Consider the following 23,489-nt stretch of genomic DNA (forward strand, 5'->3'; position numbering starts at 1 on the left):
CCGGGGATGCCCTGATAAAAGCCGTGTTTTGGCCCTTTACCGGCCAGCGCGGCATTCACCCGACTTTTCCTTCCGTCTTTTCCTGTTAGTAACCGCTATACGGGAAGTGATGTCGTTCAAAAAACCAACCTTCTAAACTAATTCTGAATAACAGCACCGTGTAATGTCATTAGAATTGCAGCAATGTGACATCACTATTACATTGTTAGAAAATTTTTCCTGCCAGCCATAAGCCTGGTTTATTGAGGATCGTCAGTTGTCCGAGTTACTCTCTGTCGCCCTGTTTCTCGCCTCTGTGCTGATATATGCCTGGAAGGCGGGCCGTAACACCTGGTGGTTTGCCGCCACTCTCACGGTGCTGGGACTTTTTGTCATTCTGAATATTACCCTGTATGCCAGCGACTATTTTACCGGCGACGGGATCAACGATGCCGTGCTTTATACGCTCACTAATAGCCTGACGGGAGCGGGAGTCGGCAAATATATTCTGCCAGGAATCGGCATTGTCCTTGCGTTAGTGGCGGTATTCGGCGCGCTGGGATGGGTACTACGCCGCCGCCGTCACCGTCCTCATCATGTCGGTTACAGTCTGCTGGCGTTACTGCTGGCGTTGGGTTCGGTCGACGCCAGCCCGGCGTTTCGTCAGATCACCGAACTGGTAAAATCACAAACGCGCGATGGCGATCCGGACTTTGCCGTTTATTATAAAGAACCGGCAAAAACCATTCCTAATCCAAAGCTCAATCTGGTCTATATCTACGGCGAAAGCCTGGAACGGACCTATTTTGATAATGACGCCTTCCCCAATCTCACGCCGGAGCTGGGCGCGCTGAAAAATGAGGGGCTGGATTTCAGCCATACCATACAACTGCCGGGAACGGATTACACCATCGCCGGGATGGTGGCTTCCCAGTGCGGTATTCCGCTGTTTGCGCCGTTTGAAGGCAATGCCTCAGCGTCGGTGTCCAGCTTCTTCCCGCAGAATATTTGCCTCGGCGACATTCTGAAAAACTCCGGCTACCAGAACTATTTTGTGCAGGGCGCTAACCTGCGTTTTGCCGGGAAAGACGTGTTCCTGAAATCACACGGATTTGATCATCTGTACGGCGCTGAAGAGCTGAAAACGGTGGTGGCGGACCCGTCTTATCGTAACGACTGGGGCTTCTACGACGATACGGTGCTCGATGAGGCATGGAAGAAATTTGAAGCGCTTTCCCGCTCAGGCCAGCGGTTTTCGCTGTTTACGCTGACCGTAGATACTCACCATCCGGACGGGTTTATCTCACGCACCTGTAACCGTAAACGCTACGATTACGACGGCAAGCCCAACCAGTCCTTTAGCGCCGTAAGTTGCAGCCAGGAAAACATCGCCGAGTTTATCAACAAAATCAAAGCGTCACCGTGGTTTAAAGATACCGTTATCGTCGTCTCTTCCGACCATCTGGCGATGAATAATACGGCATGGAAATACCTGAATAAGCAAGATCGCAACAATCTGTTTTTCATTCTGCGCGGCGATAAACCGCAGCAGGAGACGCTGGCGGTCAAACGCAACACGATGGACAACGGCGCAACGGTGCTGGATATTCTCGGCGGCGATAATTTTATCGGTCTGGGACGCAGTAGCCTTTCCGGGCAGTCGCTATCGGAAGTGTTCCTGAATGTAAAAGAGAAAGTGCTGGCGATGAAGCCGGATATTGTTCGCCTGTGGAATTTCCCGAAAGAGATGAAAGCGTTCACTATCGATCGGGACAAAAACATGATCGCGTTTTCCGGTAGCCACTTCCGCCTGCCGTTACTGTTGCGCGTATCGGATAAGCGTGTTGAACCGTTACCGGAAAGCGAATACTCCGCTCCGCTGCGATTCCAGTTGGCCGACTTCGCCCCGCGCGATAATTTCGTTTGGGTCGATCGCTGCTACAAAATGGCGCAGCTATGGGCGCCGGCGCTGGCGCTCTCTACCGACTGGTGCGTCTCGCAGGGACAGCTTGGCGGGCTACAAACCGTACAGCATGTCGATAAAGCGCAGTGGAAAGGCAAAACCGCATTTAAAGAGACGGTGATTGATATGCAACGCTATAAAGGCAACGTCGATACCTTAAAAATTGTCGATAACGATATTCGTTATAAAGCTGATAGCTTTATCTTTAATGTCGCGGGCGCGCCGGAGGAGGTGAAGCAGTTTAGCGGTATTTCCCGACCGGAGTCCTGGGGACGCTGGTCAAATGCGCAGTTGGGCGATGAAGTTAAAATCGAATATAAAGCGCCGCTGCCGAAAAAGTTTGATCTGGTGATCACCGCCAAAGCCTTCGGCGACAACGCGAATCGCCCGATTCCGGTACGCGTAGGCAACGAAGAACAGACGCTGGTGCTGGGTCACGATGTGTCCACTATCACACTGCATTTCAACAACCCGACGGACGCGAATACCTTAGTCATTGCGCCGCCCGTTCCCGTCTCTACCAACGAAGGTAATATTTTGGGCCATTCGCCGCGCAAATTGGGGATCGGGATGGTGGAAATCAAAGTGGTGAACGCGGAAAGTTAAACCGCGCAAACCAACGCCGGATGGCGACGCTGACGCGTCTTATCCGGCCTACAATCGTCTGTAGGCCGAATTCGCTACTATGTCCTTAAAACGTTTCCCAATTATCGCTGCCGTCGGCTACAGCGGCTTTTCGTGACGGCACGGCTGCCGAGGTTTTTACCGTCGCAACCTCACGCGCACGCTGCTGCTCCTGTTGAATACGGAACACCGCGACGGCCTGGGTCAGACGGCTGGCTTGCTCTTCCAGCGCCGCAGCAGCCGCGGCGGACTCTTCCACCAGCGAGGCGTTCTGCTGCGTTACGCGATCCATCTCCGCTACCGCCAGGCCAACCTGGTCAATACCGCGGCTCTGCTCGTCGGACGCCGAGGCAATCTCGCCCATAATGTCGGTTACGCGGGTGACTGCATTGACGATCTCATCCATGGTTTCACCGGCGCTTTCGACCAACGTCGAACCCACGTCAACGCGGCTTACGGAGTCCTCAATCAGACTCTTGATCTCCCGTGCCGCCTGCGCGCTACGCTGGGCCAGATTACGAACTTCACCGGCCACCACCGCGAACCCGCGCCCCTGCTCACCTGCGCGCGCCGCTTCTACCGCCGCGTTCAGCGCCAGAATATTGGTCTGGAAAGCAATACCGTCGATTACGCTGATAATATCGGCGATTTTTTGCGAACTGGAGGCGATATCGCGCATTGTTTGTACGACGTTATCCACCACTTTGCCGCCTTTCTGCGCCGTTTCAGAGGCGCTCAACGCCAGGTGACTGGCCTGACGGGCGTTTTCGGCGTTCTGTTTCACGGTCGCGGTCAGTTGTTCCATACTGGCGGCGGTCTCTTCCAGAGACGCTGCCTGCTGCTCAGTACGGGAAGAGAGATCGTTGTTGCCCATGGCAATCTCGCTGGCGCCGCTGTAAATGGCGTTAGCGCCATTACGTACATCGCCCACGGTACGCACCAGTTCGCTCTGCATATGGCGTAAGTTGTCCGCCAGTTGCCCCATTTCGTTAGAGCCTTCCACATCAATACGTTTCACCAGATCGCCGCTGGCGATATGGCGAATGCTTTCAATCAGACGATTCATCGGGGCGATAAGCGACATTTTGATACCGAACCAGACGGCGATAATAACCACCAGAACCGCAATCAACACACTGACCAGTACCCACATCGCCTGGTTATAGGAACTGTTGTTATCCTCAACAGCAATATCGTACAGACGATCGTTTTGCTGCATATAGGCCATGTACTGCTTCTCAAAAGCGTCCTGATAGCTTTGAGTCGGTTGATCAAAAAACTCGTTGATCTTACCCGCGCCAAGAAGCTGAATAAGCTCCGCCAACGCGCCGTGGTAGATATCATAGGTTCGTTTGATCTCAAGGAAAGCCGCTTCACTCTGACGTGGATCGCGCGGTAACGACTCATACTGCGCCCAGTTTTTTTCCGTCAGCTTCAGAGTATTGGTCGCCCCCTGCATCAGTTCAGCGACAGTTGCGCCGCTGCCAATGTTGCTCTGGTCCATCATCCAGCGGATACCCGCGCGGTTCAGGGTATTACGCGTTTGCAGCAGTTCCACCCAGGTTGCATTCAGGGCAGACTGCTGCTGACGAATGGTTTGCAATACGGTGAAGTTTTCTTTGTCATTCTTTAGCGAGCTGAAGAACAGCCCGCCGGATGTCAGTTGTAAAAGGCCAAATAGCGCCAATACCAGCAATAAGCTGGTAACAATTTTAATTCGCTTTAACATGTTTTCTCTTTCCGCTAGACAGATACAGAATTTTCGGCCTGGAAAGGGAAAACTTTATGGGATTCGCGCCATTAATATCGCTATTAGCTCAGTTGAGTCGTTATGGTGCCCCGCGCAAGAAGGATCGTCCCATTTTATATCGTGATCTCAATCACATAAAACCGCCCATGCCCTCCTCCGCGAAACCGCTCACCGGTACGTCCGACCGCTTAAACCGCCATACAACCACTCACTGATTTACCGAACTTTACGCGTGCGATGATCTGGCAAGATCCCTCCAGCATAGCAGTCAATCTACCTCCTCAAACACGAACTCAATGTCCACCCAGCTTCGGCTGATAATTAAACTTACAACCAGGTTTTACTATGGATACGAAAAAGATATTCAAGCACATACCTTGGGTGATTCTCGGAATCATCGGTGCTTTCTGCCTCTCGGTCGTTGCCCTACGTCGGGGTGAACACGTGAGCGCCCTGTGGATCGTGGTCGCTTCCGTTTCCGTCTATCTGGTCGCTTACCGCTACTACAGCCTGTACATCGCCCAGAAGGTTATGAAACTCGACCCCACGCGCGCAACGCCGGCGGTCATCAATAACGACGGCCTGAACTACGTGCCGACTAACCGCTACGTGCTGTTTGGTCACCACTTCGCCGCCATCGCCGGCGCAGGTCCGCTGGTTGGGCCGGTATTGGCTGCGCAGATGGGCTATCTGCCGGGGACTCTGTGGCTGCTGGCGGGCGTGGTGCTCGCGGGCGCAGTGCAGGACTTTATGGTGCTGTTTATCTCTTCCCGCCGTAACGGCGCATCCCTTGGCGAGATGATCAAAGAAGAGATGGGTACCGTTCCAGGCACCATCGCGCTGTTCGGCTGCTTCTTAATCATGATCATCATTCTGGCGGTGCTGGCGCTGATCGTGGTGAAAGCGCTGGCCGAAAGCCCGTGGGGCGTCTTCACTGTCTGCTCGACCGTACCGATTGCGCTGTTTATGGGCATCTACATGCGCTTTATCCGTCCGGGACGCGTGGGTGAAGTGTCAGTCATCGGTATCGTACTGCTGGTGGCCTCTATTTACTTCGGCGGCGTCATCGCCCACGACCCGTACTGGGGCCCAGCGCTGACCTTTAAAGACACCACCATTACCTTCGCGCTGATCGGCTACGCATTTGTTTCCGCGCTGCTGCCGGTATGGCTGATCCTCGCCCCGCGCGACTATCTCGCCACCTTCCTGAAAATCGGCGTGATCGTCGGTCTGGCGCTGGGGATTGTGATCCTCAACCCGGAACTGAAAATGCCGGCGTTGACGCAGTATGTCGACGGTACTGGCCCGCTGTGGAAAGGCGCTCTGTTCCCGTTCCTGTTCATCACCATCGCCTGTGGCGCCGTCTCTGGCTTCCACGCGCTGATCTCTTCTGGCACCACGCCGAAACTGCTGGCCTGTGAGACCGATGCGCGTTTTATCGGCTACGGCGCGATGCTGATGGAGTCCTTTGTTGCGGTGATGGCACTGGTGGCGGCCTCGATCATTGAACCGGGTCTCTACTTCGCGATGAACACCCCGCCGGCAGGTCTGGGCATTACCATGCCAAACCTGCACGAGATGGGCGGCGAGAACGCGCCGCTGATTATGGCGCAGTTGAAAGACGTTACCGCACATGCGGCGGCGACCGTCAGCTCCTGGGGTTTTGTAATTTCCCCGGAACAAATCCTGCAAACTGCGAAAGATATCGGTGAACCGTCAGTATTGAACCGCGCAGGCGGCGCGCCAACGCTGGCAGTAGGTATCGCGCACGTGTTCCACAAAGTCATGCCGATGGCCGACATGGGCTTCTGGTATCACTTCGGTATTCTGTTCGAAGCGCTGTTTATCCTGACCGCACTGGATGCGGGCACCCGTTCCGGCCGCTTTATGTTGCAGGATTTGCTGGGTAACTTCGTCCCGTTCCTGAAAAAAACCGATTCTCTGGTCGCGGGTATCATCGGTACCGCGGGCTGCGTTGGTCTGTGGGGCTATCTGCTGTATCAGGGCGTGGTCGACCCGCTGGGCGGCGTGAAGAGCCTGTGGCCGCTGTTCGGTATCTCTAACCAGATGCTGGCCGCCGTGGCGCTGGTGTTGAGCACCGTGGTACTGATCAAAATGCAGCGCACCAAATACATCTGGGTGACGGTGATCCCGGCGGTATGGCTGTTGATCTGCACCACCTGGGCGCTGGGCCTGAAACTGTTCAGTTCCAACCCGCAAATGGAAGGTTTCTTCTACATGGCGAACCTGTATAAAGAGAAGATTGCCAACGGCGCCAACCTGACCGCGCAGCAGATTGCCAACATGAACCATATCGTGGTCAACAACTACACTAACGCTGGTTTGAGTATTCTGTTCCTGGTGGTGGTGTACAGTATTATCTTCTACGGTTTCACCACCTGGATGAAGGTACGCAACAGCGATAAACGTACCGATAAAGAAACCCCGTATGTACCCGTGCCGGAAGGCGGCGTGAAGATCTCTTCACACCACTAACCTCTTGCCGGATGGCGCTGCGCTTATCCGGCCTACAGAATGTGCAGTAATGTAGGCCGGATAAGGCGCAGCCGCTATCCGGCTTTAATCATTACAGGTATAAGGCAATGTTTGATACTTTAGGTCAGGCAAAAAAATATCTCGGCCAGGCGGCAAAAATGTTGATTGGTATTCCGGACTACGACAACTATGTCGAGCACATGAAAACCAACCATCCCGACAAGCCGTACATGACCTATGAAGAGTTCTTCCGTGAACGTCAGCAAGCACGTTACGGCGGCGATGGCAAAGGCGGTATGCGCTGTTGTTAATGGAGAGACTATGACCCCGATTGCAGTTACCCTACTTACCGGTTTTCTTGGCGCCGGCAAAACCACCCTACTACGCCATATCCTCAACGAACAGCATGGTTTTAAAATTGCCGTTATCGAAAACGAATTTGGCGAAGTCTCCGTTGACGATCAACTGATTGGCGATCGTGCCACACAGATCAAAACCCTGACCAACGGCTGCATCTGCTGTACCCGCTCCAACGAGCTGGAAGATGCGTTATTAGACCTACTCGACAGTCGCGACCGCGGCGATATTGCTTTCGACCGCCTGGTGATCGAATGTACCGGCATGGCTGACCCCGGCCCGATTATTCAGACTTTTTTCTCCCATGACGTATTATGCGAACGCTACCTGTTAGACGGCGTGATTGCGCTGGTCGACGCGGTGCACGCTAACGAGCAGATGAACCAGTTCACCATCGCTCAGTCGCAGATAGGCTACGCCGACCGTATCCTGTTGACCAAAACCGACGTGGCGGGCGACAGCGAGAAACTGCGCGAGCGGCTGGCGCGTATCAACGCCCGCGCCCCGGTTTACACCGTGGTGCACGGCGATATTGACCTGAGTCAGTTGTTTAATACCAGCGGCTTTATGCTGGAAGAGAACGTGCTGGCAAGCCAACCACGTTTCCACTTTATTGCCGATAAACAGAACGATGTGTCGTCAATTGTGGTGGAGCTGGATTACCCGGTGGATATCAGCGACGTGTCGCGCGTGATGGAAAACCTGCTGCTGGAATCAGCGGATAAACTGCTGCGTTACAAAGGGATGCTGTGGATCGACGGCGAACCCAACCGCCTGTTGTTCCAGGGCGTACAGCGCCTCTACAGCGCCGACTGGGACAGATCGTGGGGCGACGAACCGCCGCACAGCACGCTGGTGTTTATTGGGATTCAGTTACCGGAAGAAGAGATAAGAGCGGCGTTTGCGGGGCTGCGGAAGTAAACGGGCGCAGAAAAGCCGGGACCGCACAGGAGATTGTATGCCCCTTATCCGAGATATTCACCAACGCTTCTGGCGTCTGCCACAACTGCCGTGGCTGGAGCTACGTACCACCAGTGAAAGCTGTCAGGCCTATAAGCGCCACAGCCACCCGCAACTGTCGCTGGGCGCGATCATCGCCGGAGAAACCCGCTGCATCAGTAACGGGCAAGAGTATCTATTACGCCCCGGCGAGCTCATCCTGATCCCCCCGCAATCTCCACACAGTTGTAACCCGCTCCACGAGCGACCACGCAGCTATCATATGCTGTATCTCGATGCGGACTGGTGCCTGACGCAGCTTCCCCATTTGCCGGCGGATAGCCGTCTGCATACCACGCAGCCACAGTTGCAGGACCCGAAGATTTTCCAGCTTTATCAGCGTATTGTGACGTCTATTACTCAGCAGCAAACCGCCGGACTTCCGGCGCTTATTATCTACCTGTTGCGCGCCCTGCCGCTACAAAGCGCCGACGCCGAACCGCCATGCGCCATCAGCCGCCAGTTGGTTGCCCGCTTAGTCAGTAACCTTCAGGAACCGCCGACGCTGGACACACTGGCGCAAGAGTTTGCGCTCCGTAAGGAGACGCTGATTCGCACCTTTAAGCAGGATACTGGCCTGACTCCTATCAGCTTTACCAATATGGCCCGCATTGAATATGCCCGGCACCGATTGCGCGCCGGGGACGGTATTGCCGATGTTGCCTATCAGACCGGTTTCGCCGATCAAAGTCATTTCCACAAAACCTTCGTCAGCTACACGGCGGCAACGCCGCGTCAGTACGCGCAGAACAGATCAATATCCGACAATAAATAGCGCATCCGCAGGTATAGGCTGGCCTCAGTATCATCACTGAGGTTACTATGGAACAGGTTACAACGTTATTTCCCCCGGCGTTTCCCGCACTGGCGCTGGCGCATTTTATGGCGCTGCTCAGCCCGGGTCCGGACTTCTTTTTGCTGGTCGGTTACGCCGTTCGCTATCGGTTGCGCGGCAGCGTCGGGCTGTGCCTCGGCATTGCGGCGGGAAATGGGCTCTATATTCTGCTGGTGGTGATTGGGTCAGGGCTACTACGTCAGACGCCGCTGCTCTTTACCATCATCGAACCATTGGGTGCCGCCTACCTGCTATGGGGGGGCCGTCAACTGTTGAAAAGCCGCGCCGGGCCGCTGGAGTGGCGGTACGCCGCATCGGCATGTCCGTCACTGGCAAAACAACTATTACTGGGGCTAGGTTCATCGCTGTTGAATCCGAAAAATGCTCTGTTTTATCTGGCGCTAATGACCGCCCTGCTGGGCCCAAACGTGACCGTTACACAGCAGGCCATATGTGGAATCTGGATGACCAGCGTAGTGTTACTCTGGGATCTGCTGCTCATAACGCTTATCGCCCTGCCGCAAATTCAACGTCGCCTGGGTAAACTTGTCTGGAAAATTGAACGCGCCGCCGGCGGCATTCTGATTGCCTTTGGCAGCTGGATTATGTGGCAGCTCATCACAAGTTAAATTGATGAGGGGCAGCTTTATACGGTGGTCAACGTTACCCGGGCAGATAAATAGAGTCTGCATCATTCGAACTCTTTCCTTCTTATAATGCCGACGCCGCCATAAATTAACCCGCTCTCGGACACCAATAAAGCGGCTAAATAGCCGCTTTATTCTCATCACCAAATATAATATCACCTCTCATCCAGCGGCTTATTTTCATCGATTTTCATCTGGACTTTTCTTTTATTTACTGATGTTATATACAGGTATTTAGCGCGGTGCGAGCGTGCGCCAACACGCCCGCACCGCTAATCACAATCACTATTGGAATAGGAATAGAGATCATGACTACCCCGCATTCTATTGCAGAATTCACCGATCCAGAAGTGTCCCCGACAAATAACCGTCACCTGACCGTCAGTTATGCGAGCCGCTACCCGGATTACACTCGTATTCCCGCCATCACTCTGAAAGGCCAGTGGCTGGAAGCCTCCGGTTTTGCCACTGGCACAGAAGTCGATGTGAAGGTGATGAACGGCTGTATTGTGCTCACAGCACAGCAGCCGCAACCAGAAGAAAGCGAGTTGATGCAGTCGCTGCGCCAGGTGTGCAAACTGTCGGCGCGTAAACAAAAGCAGGTGCAGGCGTTTATTAGCGTGATGGCAGGTTCTAAGTAAGTGCATAACATAAGCTGGCAAGGGTTATTTGCCAGCTTAAATCACAATTCATATCAATTATTGAAGGGAAACCATGCGGCTAAAAATAAAAGAGCACATTACGCTCTGGAGAAATGAAGGTTTAATTGCTTATGTCACCCTGGGATTTCTATGTACTTTTTTTATGGAGGTCAAGCCCTATTACCATACTATCTTCAGCAAAGTATATTTTTCGAAACGCTGATGCATTACATGGCCTTCAATACGTTATTTTCGCTTGCTTTATGTGAGATTTTTTTGCGATGTTGGTAGTTATTTGTCATAACACTAAACTGGAAAAGCTCACAAACAGTATTTTGCAAGAGTTGCATAAAAGAATTATGCAAGGTTCTTTCATTATATCCTTCTTATGCTTCGGAATATCTCTATTTTGTGTGGTGGCATTCTGTATTGGTTCGCTGATAATAAATAATAATTACTATGGGAGATATGTCATAAATTTTGCTTACCCATTTGTTTTATTTCTATCTTTCCCTTATCTTATACATAAAGGTATAACAATCCTATGTACTCTATTAAAAACATTTCCCAAATACAAAATTCATGCATCAATAATAATATTGATGATAATTGCAGCCGCAATTATCATCCCTGGCATATTTAACAAAAAAGAAAAAATGACTATAACCATTGATAAGGAAAAATATCATGCGATTGAGCAAAAAACTAAGGTAAAACCAGAAAAATATATTGAGAAAAAGATTAATAATATTAATATTAATGATATAAAATAGTGAGCACGCATAACATAAGGACATAGTAATATATCATAAAATTCTTTAACTACTATTGCCCTTGAATAGATCCACTATTCCACATCCTTCCTTTCCAACCCGATATCCCTTAACTGCTCGTCACTCATTCGCCGCAGCGCCTGACAGGCCCGCTTACGCAGCCACCACCTTTTTAGCGCCCGTCTGAGCTGCACAAAGCCAATAAATGGTTGTCCGGGGCGGTTCTCGTAAAATTCCATACCGGCCTCCGCATAGAACAGAAAATGCGGCATCATGAATGTCTGTACAAACAATACCGGGATAAAAAGCACGGTTAGTGCAACGTGGATAAATAAGGAGGGCGATTGAGGGTGTTTTGTTCACTTATTTCGTTCTGATTTAAGATCCGCGCCCTTCGCTGCAAAAAGCCAGGCCCCTCCCGTTTTCAGAGGGGCAACAGAGATTAGCGGCGCACCACTACCAGCTTCTGGTTCACAAACTCCTTAATCCCCAGATCCGACAGCTCGCGCCCGAAGCCCGAACGCTTAACGCCGCCGAACGGCAGTTCCGCTGCGGTGTCGGTCAGCCAGTTGATATAAACCATCCCGGTCTCAATCCGGGAGGCCATGCGCTTAGCGCGTTCGATATCCTGACTAAACACCGCGCCGCCCAGGCCGTAGTGGGAATCGTTGGCGAGTTTTACCGCCTCGTCATCGTCTTTCACCACATAAATCTGCGCCACCGGGCCGAAGAATTCTTCAAAGTACGCCGGGTTGTCACGGGTAATGTGGGTCAGAATGGTCGGCTCAAAGAAGTTGCCATTACTTTCCAGCGGCTTGCCGCCAACGTGCAGCGTCGCGCCATTTTTCACCGCTTCCTCGACCTGTCTGGTCAATGTTTCCAGCGCATCTTTCGACGACAGCGGCCCCAGTTCGGTAGAAGCGTCCATCTGATCGCCCACCTTGACTTTGCTGAACGCCTCGGTGAACTGGCTGAGGAATTGATCGGCGATTTTCTCATGCAGGATAAAGCGCTTCGCCGCCGTACATACCTGCCCCGCATTAGTGAGCCGTGCCTGCACGCCAATTTTCACCGCTTTCTCAAGATCGGCATCGTCCAGCACGACAAACACATCGTTCCCGCCCAGTTCCAGTGTCGATTTTTTAATGTGCTTCGCCGCCTGTGCCGCCACGGCGCTCCCCGCTTTTTCAGATCCGGTCAGCGCCGCGCCCTGCACGCGCGGGTCGGCGATGATGTTCGCCACCTGATCGGAGGAAATAAACAGGTTGGTCCATGCGCCGTCCGGCGCGCCGGCTTCGCGCACCAGATGAGCAAACGTCTCGGCGCAGTGCGGTACGATGCTGGCATGTTTCGCCAGCACCGGGTTACCAGCGGCCAGGTTCGGCGCCAGCACACGCATCAACTGATAGTACGGGAAGTTCCACGGCTCAACGGCCATGATGACGCCAATCGGATGATGTTCTACCCACGCGTCGCCAAACTCGGTTTTATAAGGCACCGGGGCAAGAAACTGCTTCGCGTTATCCGCATAATAGCGAGCGATCTGCGCGCACAGTTTGACTTCGCCACGGCTCTGCTCGATGAGCTTGCCCATCTCCTGGCTGGCGATTTTAGCCAGTTCTTCAACACGGCTGTCGATCAAGTCAGCCAGCTTATGCAGTACCGGCAGACGTTGGTCAATCTCTCCTTTGGACCAGTCGGAGTGGTAGAGCGCGTCAGCTTTTTGCAGCGCGGCTTCAATATCCGCGTCAGTGTGCGGGTGGTACTCTTTAATGAGCTGATTATTGGCAGGATTCACTGTCTGGTAAGCCATATCACATGTCTCCTTGTTATCGTCATTAAGGCAGCCGTAAATGCCGCTCAGAACAATAAGGGTAGTAGAGATGGCTGGTGCTATCGGTAAAGTTCGGTATATTCGTGCGGTTATCAGCGATAATTATAGAGAGCGTTGCCCGGCGCTCACCGGGCCTGCAATATTCAGACTGGAACCGCGTTAATGGCTAACATCCTGAAGCTCTTCAGCCGTAAGGCCGGTGAACCGCTGGACAGTCTCGTGGTCAAGTCCGTCCGCCAGCATCTGTCTGGCGATACGCAATGCGGCAACGTGCTGACCTTTTTCCAGCCCTTTTTCTAATCCTTCTGCTAATCCTTCCTCCAGACCGAGCTGTCTTCCTTGCCGTTCCCCTTTTCTGCGATCCGCTGCGCGGATCCTCTCTATCAGCGTCATCAGTCTCTCCTTAGTGTGCGGGACATGCCCTACCACATCACGAATAAACGTGGTGAAACGAGGCGTGTGTCCGTGCTGAATCATAAGATAATTAAACAGCGCTTTAAGTTGCCTGTCATTAGCGCAACCAGTAACTAACAGCGCAGCAATCCGTTCAACCAGTCCCAGCAGGTCGCGCTGGCGGATATGTTTTTGGATGAGCTCCAGCAGCGCAATGCGGCGGTGCTGCATAATGTCATCATCCGATACCACCGTAATGTCGACCAGCGGAAAGGCAGCGGCATAGAGTCTTCTTGCCACTTCCGGGTTCGCAAACTCATCCAGCCAGCACAGCGAAAAAGGATACGGGCTATCAACACCGTGATAAAACAACATCGGCACCACCAGCGGAAGATGCTTATGCCCCGCATCCAGATGCTGCTGCATCGCCGCCATCGCATACCGCATCAGCCGGAACGCCATATGCGCATCCGGCGTGCTCTGATGTTCAATCACGACGTAGATATAACCGTCGCCCTCGCGCGTTTTCAGCGACCAAAGCACATCGGAATAATAGGCTCGCAGATTTTTTTCAATAAAACTGCCAGGCTCCAGCTTTAGCGTCCGCAGGTCGCAAAGCTGGCGTAACGACACCGGCAGATGAATCTCCATAAAATCGCGGGCGGTTTCCGGATGGCGCAAAAAGGTTTTAAACACCGCATCATGCGGTGTTGAGGTCGTCGATTTTTTCATGGCGCTCCGTCACCCCAAACCAGGATGCTGCGACTCTACCTCCTGAAAATGCCTTTCTCATCCGTACCTTTTCAGTATTACGAGGCGCGACGGAAGATAAATCCTGTTATCTGTAATGCACATGCATTTTCGGAACTGAACACGCAAAACGCCAGCCTGCGCGCCCTTCCTTTATCTTTATTAACCAGGCAAACTCTTTTGATTAACATCAAAATTTAATTACACTTAATGTGTATATTTTCCGTGCAACGTAAATTTCCCGAGGTGTGATGTGCTGATTGTTATCTGTAATCGCCACACGTTCTGACGAGATTCAGAACGCGTCTCTTCCTGTCTGTGTTTTCACCGGCAGCGTTTTTGATTACATGAAATTCAGTACATCCGCAGCCGCTGTTTCCATCGCCTGCCTGACGTCACGATGACGGTATTGAGTTTCGCTGTTCCCATCATGGGGTTCTCCGACATGGAGCGCATTTTTTATGCAACGGATTCTTCAGTTTTTCTCACAACGTGCCACAACGTTATTTTTCCCGATGGCGCTGATTTTGTACGATTTTGCCGCCTATCTGACGACGGATCTGATTCAGCCTGGCATTATTAACGTCGTGCGCGATTTTAATGCCGACGTCAGTCTTGCACCGGCCTCGGTAAGTCTCTATCTGGCGGGCGGAATGGCGTTACAATGGCTTCTGGGGCCGCTATCTGACCGGATTGGCCGCCGACCAGTGCTGCTAGCAGGCGCGTTAATTTTTACTCTCGCCTGCGCGGCAACACTGTTGACGACCTCAATGACGCAGTTTCTGGTTGCCCGTTTTGTGCAGGGCACCAGCATTTGCTTTATCGCAACGGTCGGCTACGTCACGGTACAGGAGGCCTTCGGTCAAACCAAAGCCATTAAGTTGATGGCGATTATTACCTCCATTGTGCTGGTCGCTCCGGTTATCGGCCCGCTCTCCGGCGCCGCGCTGATGCACTTCGTTCACTGGAAGGTGCTGTTCGGTATTATTGCGGTGATGGGACTGCTGGCGTTGTGCGGCCTGCTGCTGGCGATGCCGGAAACGGTCCAACGCGGCGCGGTGCCGTTCAGCGCGGTGAGCGTATTGCGCGATTTTCGTAATGTGTTTCGCAACCCGATTTTTCTCACCGGGGCAGCGACGCTGTCGTTGAGCTACATCCCGATGATGAGCTGGGTGGCGGTGTCGCCGGTGATCCTGATCGATGCCGGTGGGATGAGTACTTCCCAATACGCCTGGGCGCAGGTGCCCGTATTCGGCGCGGTGATCGTGGCCAATATGATCGTTGTGCGCCTGGTGAAAGATCCGACCCGACCGCGTTTTATCTGGCGCGCCGTACCAATCCAGTTAAGCGGGCTGGCGACATTAATCCTCGGTAATCTTCTTCTGCCACACGTCTGGCTTTGGTCTGTGCTGGGCACCAGCCTGTACGCGTTCGGCATTGGAATGATTTTCCCGACGCTGTTCCGCTTCACGCTTTTCTCCAACAACTTGCCAAAAGGTACGGTTTCGGCCTCGCTGAACATGGTGATTCTGACGGTGATGGCGGTGTCGGTCGAAGTCGGTCGCTGGCTGTGGTTTCACGGCGGGAGGCTGCCGTTTCACCTGCTGGCAGCGGTGGCTGGGGTGATTGTGGTCTTCACCCTGGCGACATTATTACAGCGCGTGCGCCAGCATGAGACGGCAGAACTGGCCGCTGAGAAGTAAATACTGTGCCGGATAGAGGCTTATCCGGCACAGGATAATCTGATGTTTTTTGCACGTTCCTGCCGTCTGGCTCTATCCTTAACCCTATGAATAAAATCGCCGAACTCAAACGAGCCAAACGCCTGGCGCTCTCATTGTTGCTGATAGCCGCCGCGACGTTTGTAACCACGCTTTTCCTGCCGCCCAGTTTTTGGGTGCTGGGCGTAAAAGCTATTGCCGAAGCGGCGATGGTTGGCGCGCTGGCGGACTGGTTTGCCGTGGTGGCGCTGTTTCGCCGCATTCCCATTCCGTTTATTTCACGACATACGGCGATTATTCCCCGTAACAAAGACCGAATCGGCGAAAATCTTGGGCAATTTGTGCAGGAGAAGTTCCTTGATACGCAGTCGCTGATCGCACTGATCCGCCGCCATGAACCCGCGCTGCTTATCGGAAACTGGTTCAGCCAGCCGGACAACGCCAGCCGGGTCGGGCAGCATCTGCTGCAAATTATGAGCGGCTTTCTGGAACTGACCGATGACGCCCGTATTCAGCGGCTACTCAAGCGAGCGGTACATAAGGCGATTGATAAAGTGGATCTTTCCGGCACCAGCGCCCTGATGCTGGAAAGCATGACCAAAAACGATCGCCACCAGGTGTTGCTCGATACGCTGATCGCCCAGCTTATCGCCCTGTTACAGCGTGACAGCTCCCGGACATTTATCGCCAGGCAGATTGTACGTTGGCTGGAAACCGAGCATCCGTTAAAAGCGAAGATCCTGCCGACCGAGTGGCTGGGAGAACACAGCGCTGAACTGGTCTCCGACGCGGTAAATTCTCTGCTGGATGATATCAGCCACGATCGCGCGCATCAGATTCGTCATGCTTTCGATCGCGCGACGTATAAGCTGATCGATAAACTTAAACATGATCCGGAAATGGCTGCACGGGCAGAAAACATTAAAAGTTACCTGAAGGAAGATGAGGCGTTTAACCGTTATCTCGGCGAGATCTGGGCGGATCTGCGCCAGTGGTTAAAGACAGATATCAACGCCGAAGACTCGAAAGTGAAGCAGCGCATCGCTCATGCCGGACAATGGTTTGGCGAGACGCTGATCGCCGACGATGCGTTACGCGCCTCACTTAACGGTCATCTGGAACAGGCCGCGCACCGGGTCGCGCCGGAATTCGCCGCCTTCCTGACGCGCCACATCAGCGATACCGTAAAAGGCTGGGATGCGCGCGATATGTCGCAGCAGATTGAGCTTAATATCGGTAAAGATTTGCAGTTTATCCGCGTGAACGGCACGCTGGTCGGCGGCGCTATCGGTCTGGTGTTATATTTACTGTCGCAACTACCCACACTGCTCAGTATTTAAAAAGGGAAAGGCGCAGTTCTCGCTCAAATTAACCGCCAAATCCCGCACGCGAGAGGTATTAAGTTAATGCCATTTCCCACCGATACCCCTCTTCTCAATCCGTTATTCGCCTGCGCTTCACTTTCTTTTCTTGCAAATTTAAAACATTAATTTTACTTTTTATTATCATTTGCAACAACAATCCGGCATTCCTGCCTTACTTTAGCAAAGAGAAAAACCATGGTTCATGCTCAGAGCGCTTCACCTCGCCATCCCATTTTTACGGCGCTTTTCGGTATGATGGTATTGACGCTGGGGATGGGAATTGGCCGCTTTCTGTATACCCCCATGCTGCCGGTAATGCTGGCGGAAAAACAGCTAACGTTTACCGAACTCTCCTGGATTGCCAGCGCCAATTATGCAGGGTACCTGGCGGGAAGCTTACTGTTTTCCTTTGGCCTTTTTCATCTCCCCTCTCGTCTACGCCCTATGCTGCTGGCTTCGGCGGTCGCCACCGGTATTCTTATTCTGTCTATGGCGATATTTACTCAGCCCGCGGTCGTCATGTTGGTGCGCTTCCTGGCAGGCGTCGCGAGTGCGGGAATGATGATTTTTGGATCAATGATTGTGTTGCATCATACCCGCCATCCGTTTGTTATCGCCGCGCTCTTTTCCGGCGTCGGGGCCGGGATTGCACTAGGCAACGAATATGTCATTGGCGGTTTACGTTATGCGCTTTCGGCCCATTCGCTATGGCTGGGGGCCGGGGCGCTCGCCGGTATATTGCTGTTAATCGTGGCGATGTTGATTCCGCCCCGCGCTCATGCACTGCCGCCTGCGCCCTTAGCAAGAATCGAAAATCAGCCTATGCCCTGGTGGCAACTGGCGCTGTTGTACGGTTTCGCCGGATTCGGCTACATCATCGTTGCTACCTATTTGCCGCTGATGGCGAAAAGCGCGGGCTCTCCGCTGCTCACGGCGCACCTTTGGTCGTTAGTCGGCCTGGCGATCATTCCCGGCTGCTTCGGCTGGCTGTGGGCAGCAAAACATTGGGGCGTCCTGCCATGCCTGACCGCGAATCTGTTGATCCAGAGCGCCTGCGTGCTGCTATCTCTCGCCAGCGACTCGTTGTTGCTGTTAATACTGAGCAGTATTGGTTTTGGCGCCACGTTTATGGGCACAACCTCGCTGGTGATGCCGCTTGCCAGACAGCTCAGCGCGCCGGGTAATATTAATTTGTTAGGCCTGGTTACGCTAACGTATGGCATTGGGCAAATTCTCGGTCCACTAGCCGCCAGCCTGTCAGGCAATGGCGCGTCGGCAATTATCAACGCCACGCTTTGCGGCGCCGCGGCGCTCTTTTTTGCTGCGCTGATCAGCGCCGCGCAGCAGATAAAACAAAAACGGATTGTGATACGTGAATAAGCGGTTTATTAAACTCGCGCTATCAGCAACGGGCTATATCTTTAACGCTATTCGCAGCGCGATACGGTTCTGTTTTTAATAGCAAATCCTCAACACGTTATTTCATGTTAAAGATGGCACTAAAAACCATAATTATTTCATGGTTTTTAGTGCCATCAATTTGAATATTGTTTTATATATCTCATTTTGCACATTTTCACTCATTCTTAAATCATCACTGTCATCAATAAATTACCTGATGAAACTAGTTCGATTATTCGCTTTTTTTATTACCTTCCCGTATGATTTTTGGGGCGCACACTGGCCAATTAGCGGCCATTGACTGGTCGTCCAATATGGCGTCAGGCGTGAAAAATCTGAGTAAAAAGGTAAAATTGCGGTTAAAAAAGCCTATTTTTTAGCAACGATAATTAAGTGACGTAAAATTGACTAACGTCAAATTTATTCTCCTTTTTCCTGCCCCCTGATCTGGCCTGCATCAACATCTGTTTCTTTTGCTTTTTTACCTCGCGTTATACCGTCCACGACTCCCTCGCGCCTACGGCAGTGGCGAGGATGGTGATTTTCTGCGCTGTTATGCAAGAAACGCATAGCACGATACATACTTGCATTTTGCCCTTACCCTCATGACTGATAAGGTCTTTCTGTTTCGGGCTTTTTGGCCTGTGGCAACAACCAACACATCATCAAAAAAATTCGGGGATCGCTATGGCGCAACAAGTGGACGGGGCGGCCATGCCGCTTGATACAGAAAAAGTCGGGATAAAGGGATATCTGGCGTTTTTTCTCACTATCATTTTCTTTTCCGGCGTGTTTTCCGGAAGCGACGGCTGGTGGCGCGTTTTTGATTTTACCGTACTCAACGGGTCATTCGGTCATGTGACCGGTGCGCAGACCTTTCGCGGCGCGGGCGGAACGGGCGCAAAAGACGGCTTCCTTTTTGCGCTGGAACTGGCGCCGTCGGTCATCCTTTCTCTGGGTATCATCGCAATTACGGATGGACTGGGTGGTTTGCGGGCGGCACAGCAACTGATGACGCCCATCCTGAGACCGTTGCTTGGCATTCCCGGCATTTGCTCGCTGGCGCTGATCGCTAACCTGCAAAATACCGACGCGGCGGCGGGTATGACCAAAGAGCTGGCGCAGGAAGGCGAAATCACCGAACGCGATAAAGTGATTTTTGCCGCCTGGCAAACCAGCGGCAGCGCGATTATCACCAACTATTTCTCCTCCGGCGTTGCGGTATTCGCCTTTCTGGGAACGTCAGTCATCATTCCGCTGGTGGTCATTCTGCTATTCAAATTTATCGGCGCAAACCTTTTGCGCATCTGGATTAACATCGAAGAACGCCGTCACCCTGCGCAAGGAGCCCAATCATGACGACTCAGGTACGTAAAAATGTCATGGATATGTTTATCGATGGCGCACGTCGCGGTTTTACCATCGCCACGACCAACCTGTTACCCAATGTGGTCATGGCGTTTGTCATTATTCAGGCGCTGAAAATTACCGGTCTGCTCGACTGGGTAGGCCATATCTGCCAGCCCGTGATGGCGCTGTGGGGGCTTCCTGGCGAAGCGGCTACAGTGCTTCTGGCTTCGCTGATGAGTATGGGCGGCGCCGTTGGCGTGGCTGCCAGTCTGGCTACCGCCGGCGCGCTGAGCGGCCACGATGTTACTGTGCTGCTGCCGGCCATTTACCTGATGGGAAACCCGGTACAGAATGTCGGTCGCTGCCTCGGTACTGCCGAAGTCAACGCTAAATATTACCCGCATATTATCGCAGTCTGCGCCATCAATGCGCTGCTGTCGATCTGGGTCATGCAGCTTATTGTTTGAGTCAAGGAGTTATCATGTCTGATTTATCCGCCGCGGAGTTTACCTTGTTACAGGGGGCGCACCTGTTTGCGCCAGAAGACCGGGGCATCTGCGATGTCCTGCTCGCGAATGGCAAAATTATTGCCGTCGGCGCTGACATCCCCGGCGATATCGTACCGGACTGTACGGTGATTAACCTTAGCGGTCGTATGCTGTGCCCGGGCTTTATCGACCAACACGTTCATCTGATCGGCGGCGGCGGCGAAGCGGGGCCGACGACTCGGACGCCGGAAGTATCCCTGAGCCGCCTGACAGAAGCCGGGATAACAACGGTTATCGGCCTGCTTGGCACCGATTCCGTCAGCCGCCATCCCACTTCGCTGTTAGCCAAAACGCGAGCGTTAAATGAGGAAGGGATCACCGCCTGGATGCTCACGGGCGCATATCATGTTCCATCGCCAACCATTACCGGCTCGGTAGAAAAAGACGTCGCGCTGATCGATCGCGTCATCGGCGTGAAATGCGCGGTCTCCGACCACCGTTCCGCCGCGCCTGGCGGTAATCAACTCGCCAGCATGGCCGCTGAATCACGCGTTGGCGGCCTGCTTGGCGGCAAACCCGGTGTCAGCGTTTTTCATATGGGCAGCAGCAAAAAAGGGTTACAGCCGCTGTATGACATCCTGGAAAACAGCGACGTGCCGATTGGTAAATTGCTGCCTACCCACGTCAACCGTAGCGAATCTCTTTTTGAGCAGGCGCTGGCGTTCGCGCTTAAAGGCGGCGTGATCGACATAACCACCAGTATTCCGGATCCCGTCGCGCCGGCGGATGGCATTGCCAGAGCGGTAAAAGCTGGCATCCCGCTTTCCCGGGTGACGCTCAGTTCAGACGGCAATGGCAGCCAGCCGCTGTTTGACGCTGCCGGGAATCTGACGGGCATCGGCGTCGCGGGCTTCGAAAGTTTGTTGGAGACGTTGCAGACGCTGGTTAACCACTACGGATTCAGCCTGACCGATGCGCTGCGCCCGCTGACGACCAGCGTAGCCGCCTTCCTCAGTCTGGACGGCAAAGGCGAGATTCGTCCCGGTAACGATGCGGATCTGCTCGTCTTCAGCGCAGATTTACGCATTGAGCAGGTGTATGCGCGCGGCAAACGCATGGTCAATGAGGGGAAAGCCTGCGTGAAAGGTACCTTTGAACCAGCGTAATTCCCGCTAGTTTCAGGCTGCCCCGTCACGGCATTCTGAAAGAGGACGGGATAAGCGGTTGTCAGCCGCCCGAATGGACGTAGAATGCCCCTTCGGGCGACTGACAGGATAACGGTAAATGGATGTAACTGGAGCAGGTTTGCACAATATTGAGACAAAATGGCTCTATGATTTTCTGACGCTGGAAAAGTGCCGTAATTTCTCTCAGGCCGCCATTATCCGCAACGTATCGCAACCGGCCTTTAGCCGCCGTATTCGCGCCCTGGAACATGCCGTGGGCGTTGAACTGTTTAACAGGCAGGTCTCGCCGCTACAGCTTTCCGAACAGGGTAAAATCTTTCATTCCCAGGTTCGCCATCTATTGCAGCAGTTGGAAAGTAATCTGACCGAACTGCGCGGCGGCAGCGATTATACGCTGCGTAAAATCAAGATTGCCGCCGCCCACTCGCTCTCCCTCGGCCTGTTGCCGACCATCGTTAAGCAGATGCCGACGCAGTTTACCTACTCCGTTGAGGCGATAGATGTCGATCAGGCAGTGGATATGTTACGTGAGGGGCAAAGCGATTTTATCTTTTCTTATCACGATGAAAACCTGCAACAAGCGCCGTTTGATAATATCCGCCTGTTTGAGTCGCGACTGTTTCCCGTTTGCGCCAGCAATGGCCGGGGCGAGCCGCGCTATACGCTTGAGCAGCCGCACTTTCCCCTGCTTAATTACAGCCAGAACTCCTATATGGGCCGGCTGATAAATCGTACCCTGACTCGCCATGCTGAATTGAGTTTCAGTACATTTTTCGTCTCTTCAATGAGTGAATTGTTAAAACAAGTTGCGATGGACGGCTGCGGAATCGCCTGGTTGCCCGAGTATGCTATCCGTCAGGAGATTACCGACGGACGCCTGATAGTGCTTGATGCCGATGAACTGGTTATCCCGATTCAGGCTTATGCCTATCGCATGAGTACCCGCATGAGTCAGGTAGCCGAAACATTTTGGCGCGACCTGCGTGGGCTTCAGGCCGCGCTGTAGACAATCAGGCGGTAAGGCGTTGTTCCCCGGCCACACAGGCGCGAGTGTCCGGCCAGGACTCATACCAACGAATCGCCGCGCGCACCAGCGACGCCGTGGAGTCAATCATCGGGCACGCTATCGCGCCCTCATGTCCGGCCACAATAAGCGGAATTTCGGTACAGCCCATAATAATTGCCTGAGCGCCACGGGCGATAAGGCTATCGATTTGCGGTAACAACAGCGCTTGCGCCGCAGGTTTATCGCCACGTTTAAGCGCATAAATAGCCTGCATCACCAGCGCCTGCCCCGCTTCTTCTGGCTGAATTAACGTCAGCCCATGCGCCAGAGCTTTCTTTTGATATAACCCGGTCGCCAGCGTCGCATTGGTCGCCAGCAGCCCAACGTGCCGCGCCGATGGCGGAATGTCTTCCAGGGTGGCGTCCAGGATGCTGATCATCCGCGCTTTCGCGACGCTCTGTAAATCATCAAACCAATAATGCGCAGTGTTACACGGGATAACAATACACTCCGCCCCGGCATCTTCCAGCATATGCAGATAACGCTCCAGATAACGGTATGGAGAAGGCCCGCCGGATAACAAACATGCTGTACGATCGGGAATATCAGGAATAGAGCTGACAATGAGCGGGATGTGTTGTTGATCACAACTGGCATGTCGCAGTTCAACAAATTTTTCCAACATATCCGCCGTTGCCGCAGGTCCCATCCCCCCCAGTATCCCAATGGTGTGTTTCATCGCTTTTCCCGCTTATTTACGTCAAGGTCAGAAACACACTATCAACTTGATGTGTATATAAAAAATGCCGTTTTATTAGCGGCTATGCGTAAAAATCATAACGGGTGTAAGAACCACGCGTTATGGCATTTTTAAGCAATCGATTGGCTACATAAGCGCTAAATTACTTTTGCAAGCCGCTAAATACCGTTT

19 protein-coding genes and 2 pseudogenes are annotated in these 23,489 nt (G+C 53.1%); 16 read left to right on the forward strand and 5 right to left on the reverse strand.

Annotated features, from left to right (window positions below; translation table 11 throughout):
• Positions 1-256 precede the first annotated feature (256 nt).
• Positions 257-2,548, forward strand: coding sequence for a phosphatidylglycerol--membrane-oligosaccharide glycerophosphotransferase (gene opgB / locus F4V72_RS10565; RefSeq protein WP_070789376.1), 2,292 nt, complete (start codon positions 257-259; stop codon positions 2,546-2,548).
• A gap of 85 nt (positions 2,549-2,633) precedes the next feature.
• Here opgB and tsr read toward each other — a convergent pair whose 3' ends face one another.
• A complete protein-coding gene (gene tsr, locus F4V72_RS10570) occupies positions 2,634-4,295 on the reverse strand; it encodes a methyl-accepting chemotaxis protein (protein ID WP_023247532.1) in 1,662 nt (553 codons plus the stop codon).
• A 366-nt stretch (positions 4,296-4,661) separates the two neighbouring features.
• Here tsr and btsT point away from each other — a divergent pair, with 366 nt between their 5' ends.
• The 7 genes and pseudogenes from btsT (at position 4,662) to F4V72_RS10605 (ending at position 11,064) form a co-directional block, all read left to right on the forward strand.
• Positions 4,662-6,812, forward strand: a complete 2,151-nt coding sequence (btsT, locus tag F4V72_RS10575) for a pyruvate/proton symporter BtsT (RefSeq protein ID WP_023247533.1) — start codon at positions 4,662-4,664, stop codon at positions 6,810-6,812.
• Between the two features lie 107 nt (positions 6,813-6,919).
• Positions 6,920-7,123, forward strand: a complete 204-nt coding sequence (locus tag F4V72_RS10580; RefSeq protein ID WP_000460616.1) for a YbdD/YjiX family protein — start codon at positions 6,920-6,922, stop codon at positions 7,121-7,123.
• Positions 7,124-7,133: 10 nt separating this feature from the next.
• Positions 7,134-8,090, forward strand: a complete 957-nt coding sequence (gene yjiA / locus F4V72_RS10585) for a GTPase (protein WP_053507632.1) — start codon at positions 7,134-7,136, stop codon at positions 8,088-8,090.
• A 37-nt stretch (positions 8,091-8,127) separates the two neighbouring features.
• Positions 8,128-8,943, forward strand: a complete 816-nt coding sequence (locus F4V72_RS10590; protein WP_053507633.1) for an AraC family transcriptional regulator — start codon at positions 8,128-8,130, stop codon at positions 8,941-8,943.
• Between the two features lie 47 nt (positions 8,944-8,990).
• Complete coding sequence (locus F4V72_RS10595; RefSeq protein ID WP_053507634.1) at positions 8,991-9,632, forward strand: LysE family translocator; 642 nt, start codon at positions 8,991-8,993, stop codon at positions 9,630-9,632.
• Between the two features lie 326 nt (positions 9,633-9,958).
• Positions 9,959-10,291 (forward strand): endoribonuclease SymE, encoded by a 333-nt coding sequence (gene symE / locus F4V72_RS10600; RefSeq protein WP_023247541.1) that lies wholly within the window; start codon positions 9,959-9,961, stop codon positions 10,289-10,291.
• A gap of 73 nt (positions 10,292-10,364) precedes the next feature.
• Positions 10,365-11,064, forward strand: a pseudogene (locus F4V72_RS10605) (hypothetical protein).
• A 74-nt stretch (positions 11,065-11,138) separates the two neighbouring features.
• Here the strand turns inward: F4V72_RS10605 and yjiS are convergent.
• On the reverse strand, positions 11,139-11,303 hold the full coding sequence (gene yjiS / locus F4V72_RS10610) for a DUF1127 domain-containing protein YjiS (RefSeq protein ID WP_023247543.1): 165 nt from the start codon (positions 11,301-11,303) through the stop codon (positions 11,139-11,141).
• On the opposite strand from yjiS, the pseudogene F4V72_RS10615 reads away from it, so the two are divergent.
• Positions 11,270-11,412: pseudogene (locus tag F4V72_RS10615) on the forward strand (hypothetical protein). The gene yjiS and the pseudogene F4V72_RS10615 overlap by 34 nt on opposite strands.
• 94 nt (positions 11,413-11,506) lie before the next feature.
• On the opposite strand, the gene F4V72_RS10620 reads toward F4V72_RS10615, so the two are convergent.
• Together F4V72_RS10620 and F4V72_RS10625 are read right to left on the reverse strand one after the other, a co-directional pair.
• Complete coding sequence (locus tag F4V72_RS10620; protein ID WP_121767953.1) at positions 11,507-12,877, reverse strand: NAD-dependent succinate-semialdehyde dehydrogenase; 1,371 nt, start codon at positions 12,875-12,877, stop codon at positions 11,507-11,509.
• A gap of 180 nt (positions 12,878-13,057) precedes the next feature.
• Positions 13,058-14,023, reverse strand: coding sequence for an Rpn family recombination-promoting nuclease/putative transposase (locus tag F4V72_RS10625; protein ID WP_023247545.1), 966 nt, complete (start codon positions 14,021-14,023; stop codon positions 13,058-13,060).
• Between the two features lie 479 nt (positions 14,024-14,502).
• On the opposite strand from F4V72_RS10625, the gene mdtM reads away from it, so the two are divergent.
• From mdtM to hypT, 7 genes are all read left to right on the forward strand, one after another.
• Complete coding sequence (mdtM, locus tag F4V72_RS10630; protein WP_023247546.1) at positions 14,503-15,744, forward strand: multidrug efflux MFS transporter MdtM; 1,242 nt, start codon at positions 14,503-14,505, stop codon at positions 15,742-15,744.
• Between the two features lie 86 nt (positions 15,745-15,830).
• Positions 15,831-17,102 (forward strand): DUF445 domain-containing protein, encoded by a 1,272-nt coding sequence (locus F4V72_RS10635; protein WP_023247547.1) that lies wholly within the window; start codon positions 15,831-15,833, stop codon positions 17,100-17,102.
• A 219-nt stretch (positions 17,103-17,321) separates the two neighbouring features.
• Positions 17,322-18,506, forward strand: a complete 1,185-nt coding sequence (locus F4V72_RS10640) for an MFS transporter (protein WP_053529532.1) — start codon at positions 17,322-17,324, stop codon at positions 18,504-18,506.
• Between the two features lie 708 nt (positions 18,507-19,214).
• A complete protein-coding gene (locus F4V72_RS10650; RefSeq protein ID WP_023247549.1) occupies positions 19,215-19,886 on the forward strand; it encodes a nucleoside recognition domain-containing protein in 672 nt (223 codons plus the stop codon).
• Positions 19,883-20,344: a YjiG family protein gene (locus F4V72_RS10655; protein ID WP_000211979.1), complete on the forward strand. Its 462-nt coding sequence runs from the start codon at positions 19,883-19,885 to the stop codon at positions 20,342-20,344. The genes F4V72_RS10650 and F4V72_RS10655 overlap by 4 nt, the downstream gene beginning before the upstream one ends.
• 14 nt (positions 20,345-20,358) lie before the next feature.
• Positions 20,359-21,531: a beta-aspartyl-peptidase gene (iadA, locus tag F4V72_RS10660; RefSeq protein ID WP_053507641.1), complete on the forward strand. Its 1,173-nt coding sequence runs from the start codon at positions 20,359-20,361 to the stop codon at positions 21,529-21,531.
• Between the two features lie 118 nt (positions 21,532-21,649).
• Positions 21,650-22,558 (forward strand): hypochlorite stress DNA-binding transcriptional regulator HypT, encoded by a 909-nt coding sequence (hypT, locus tag F4V72_RS10665; RefSeq protein ID WP_053529533.1) that lies wholly within the window; start codon positions 21,650-21,652, stop codon positions 22,556-22,558.
• Positions 22,559-22,562: 4 nt separating this feature from the next.
• Here hypT and F4V72_RS10670 read toward each other — a convergent pair whose 3' ends face one another.
• Positions 22,563-23,297 (reverse strand): aspartate/glutamate racemase family protein, encoded by a 735-nt coding sequence (locus F4V72_RS10670; RefSeq protein ID WP_023247552.1) that lies wholly within the window; start codon positions 23,295-23,297, stop codon positions 22,563-22,565.
• Positions 23,298-23,489: the final 192 nt, after the last annotated feature.

Source organism: Salmonella enterica subsp. diarizonae, assembly GCF_008692785.1.
Lineage (GTDB): Bacteria > Pseudomonadota > Gammaproteobacteria > Enterobacterales > Enterobacteriaceae > Salmonella > Salmonella diarizonae.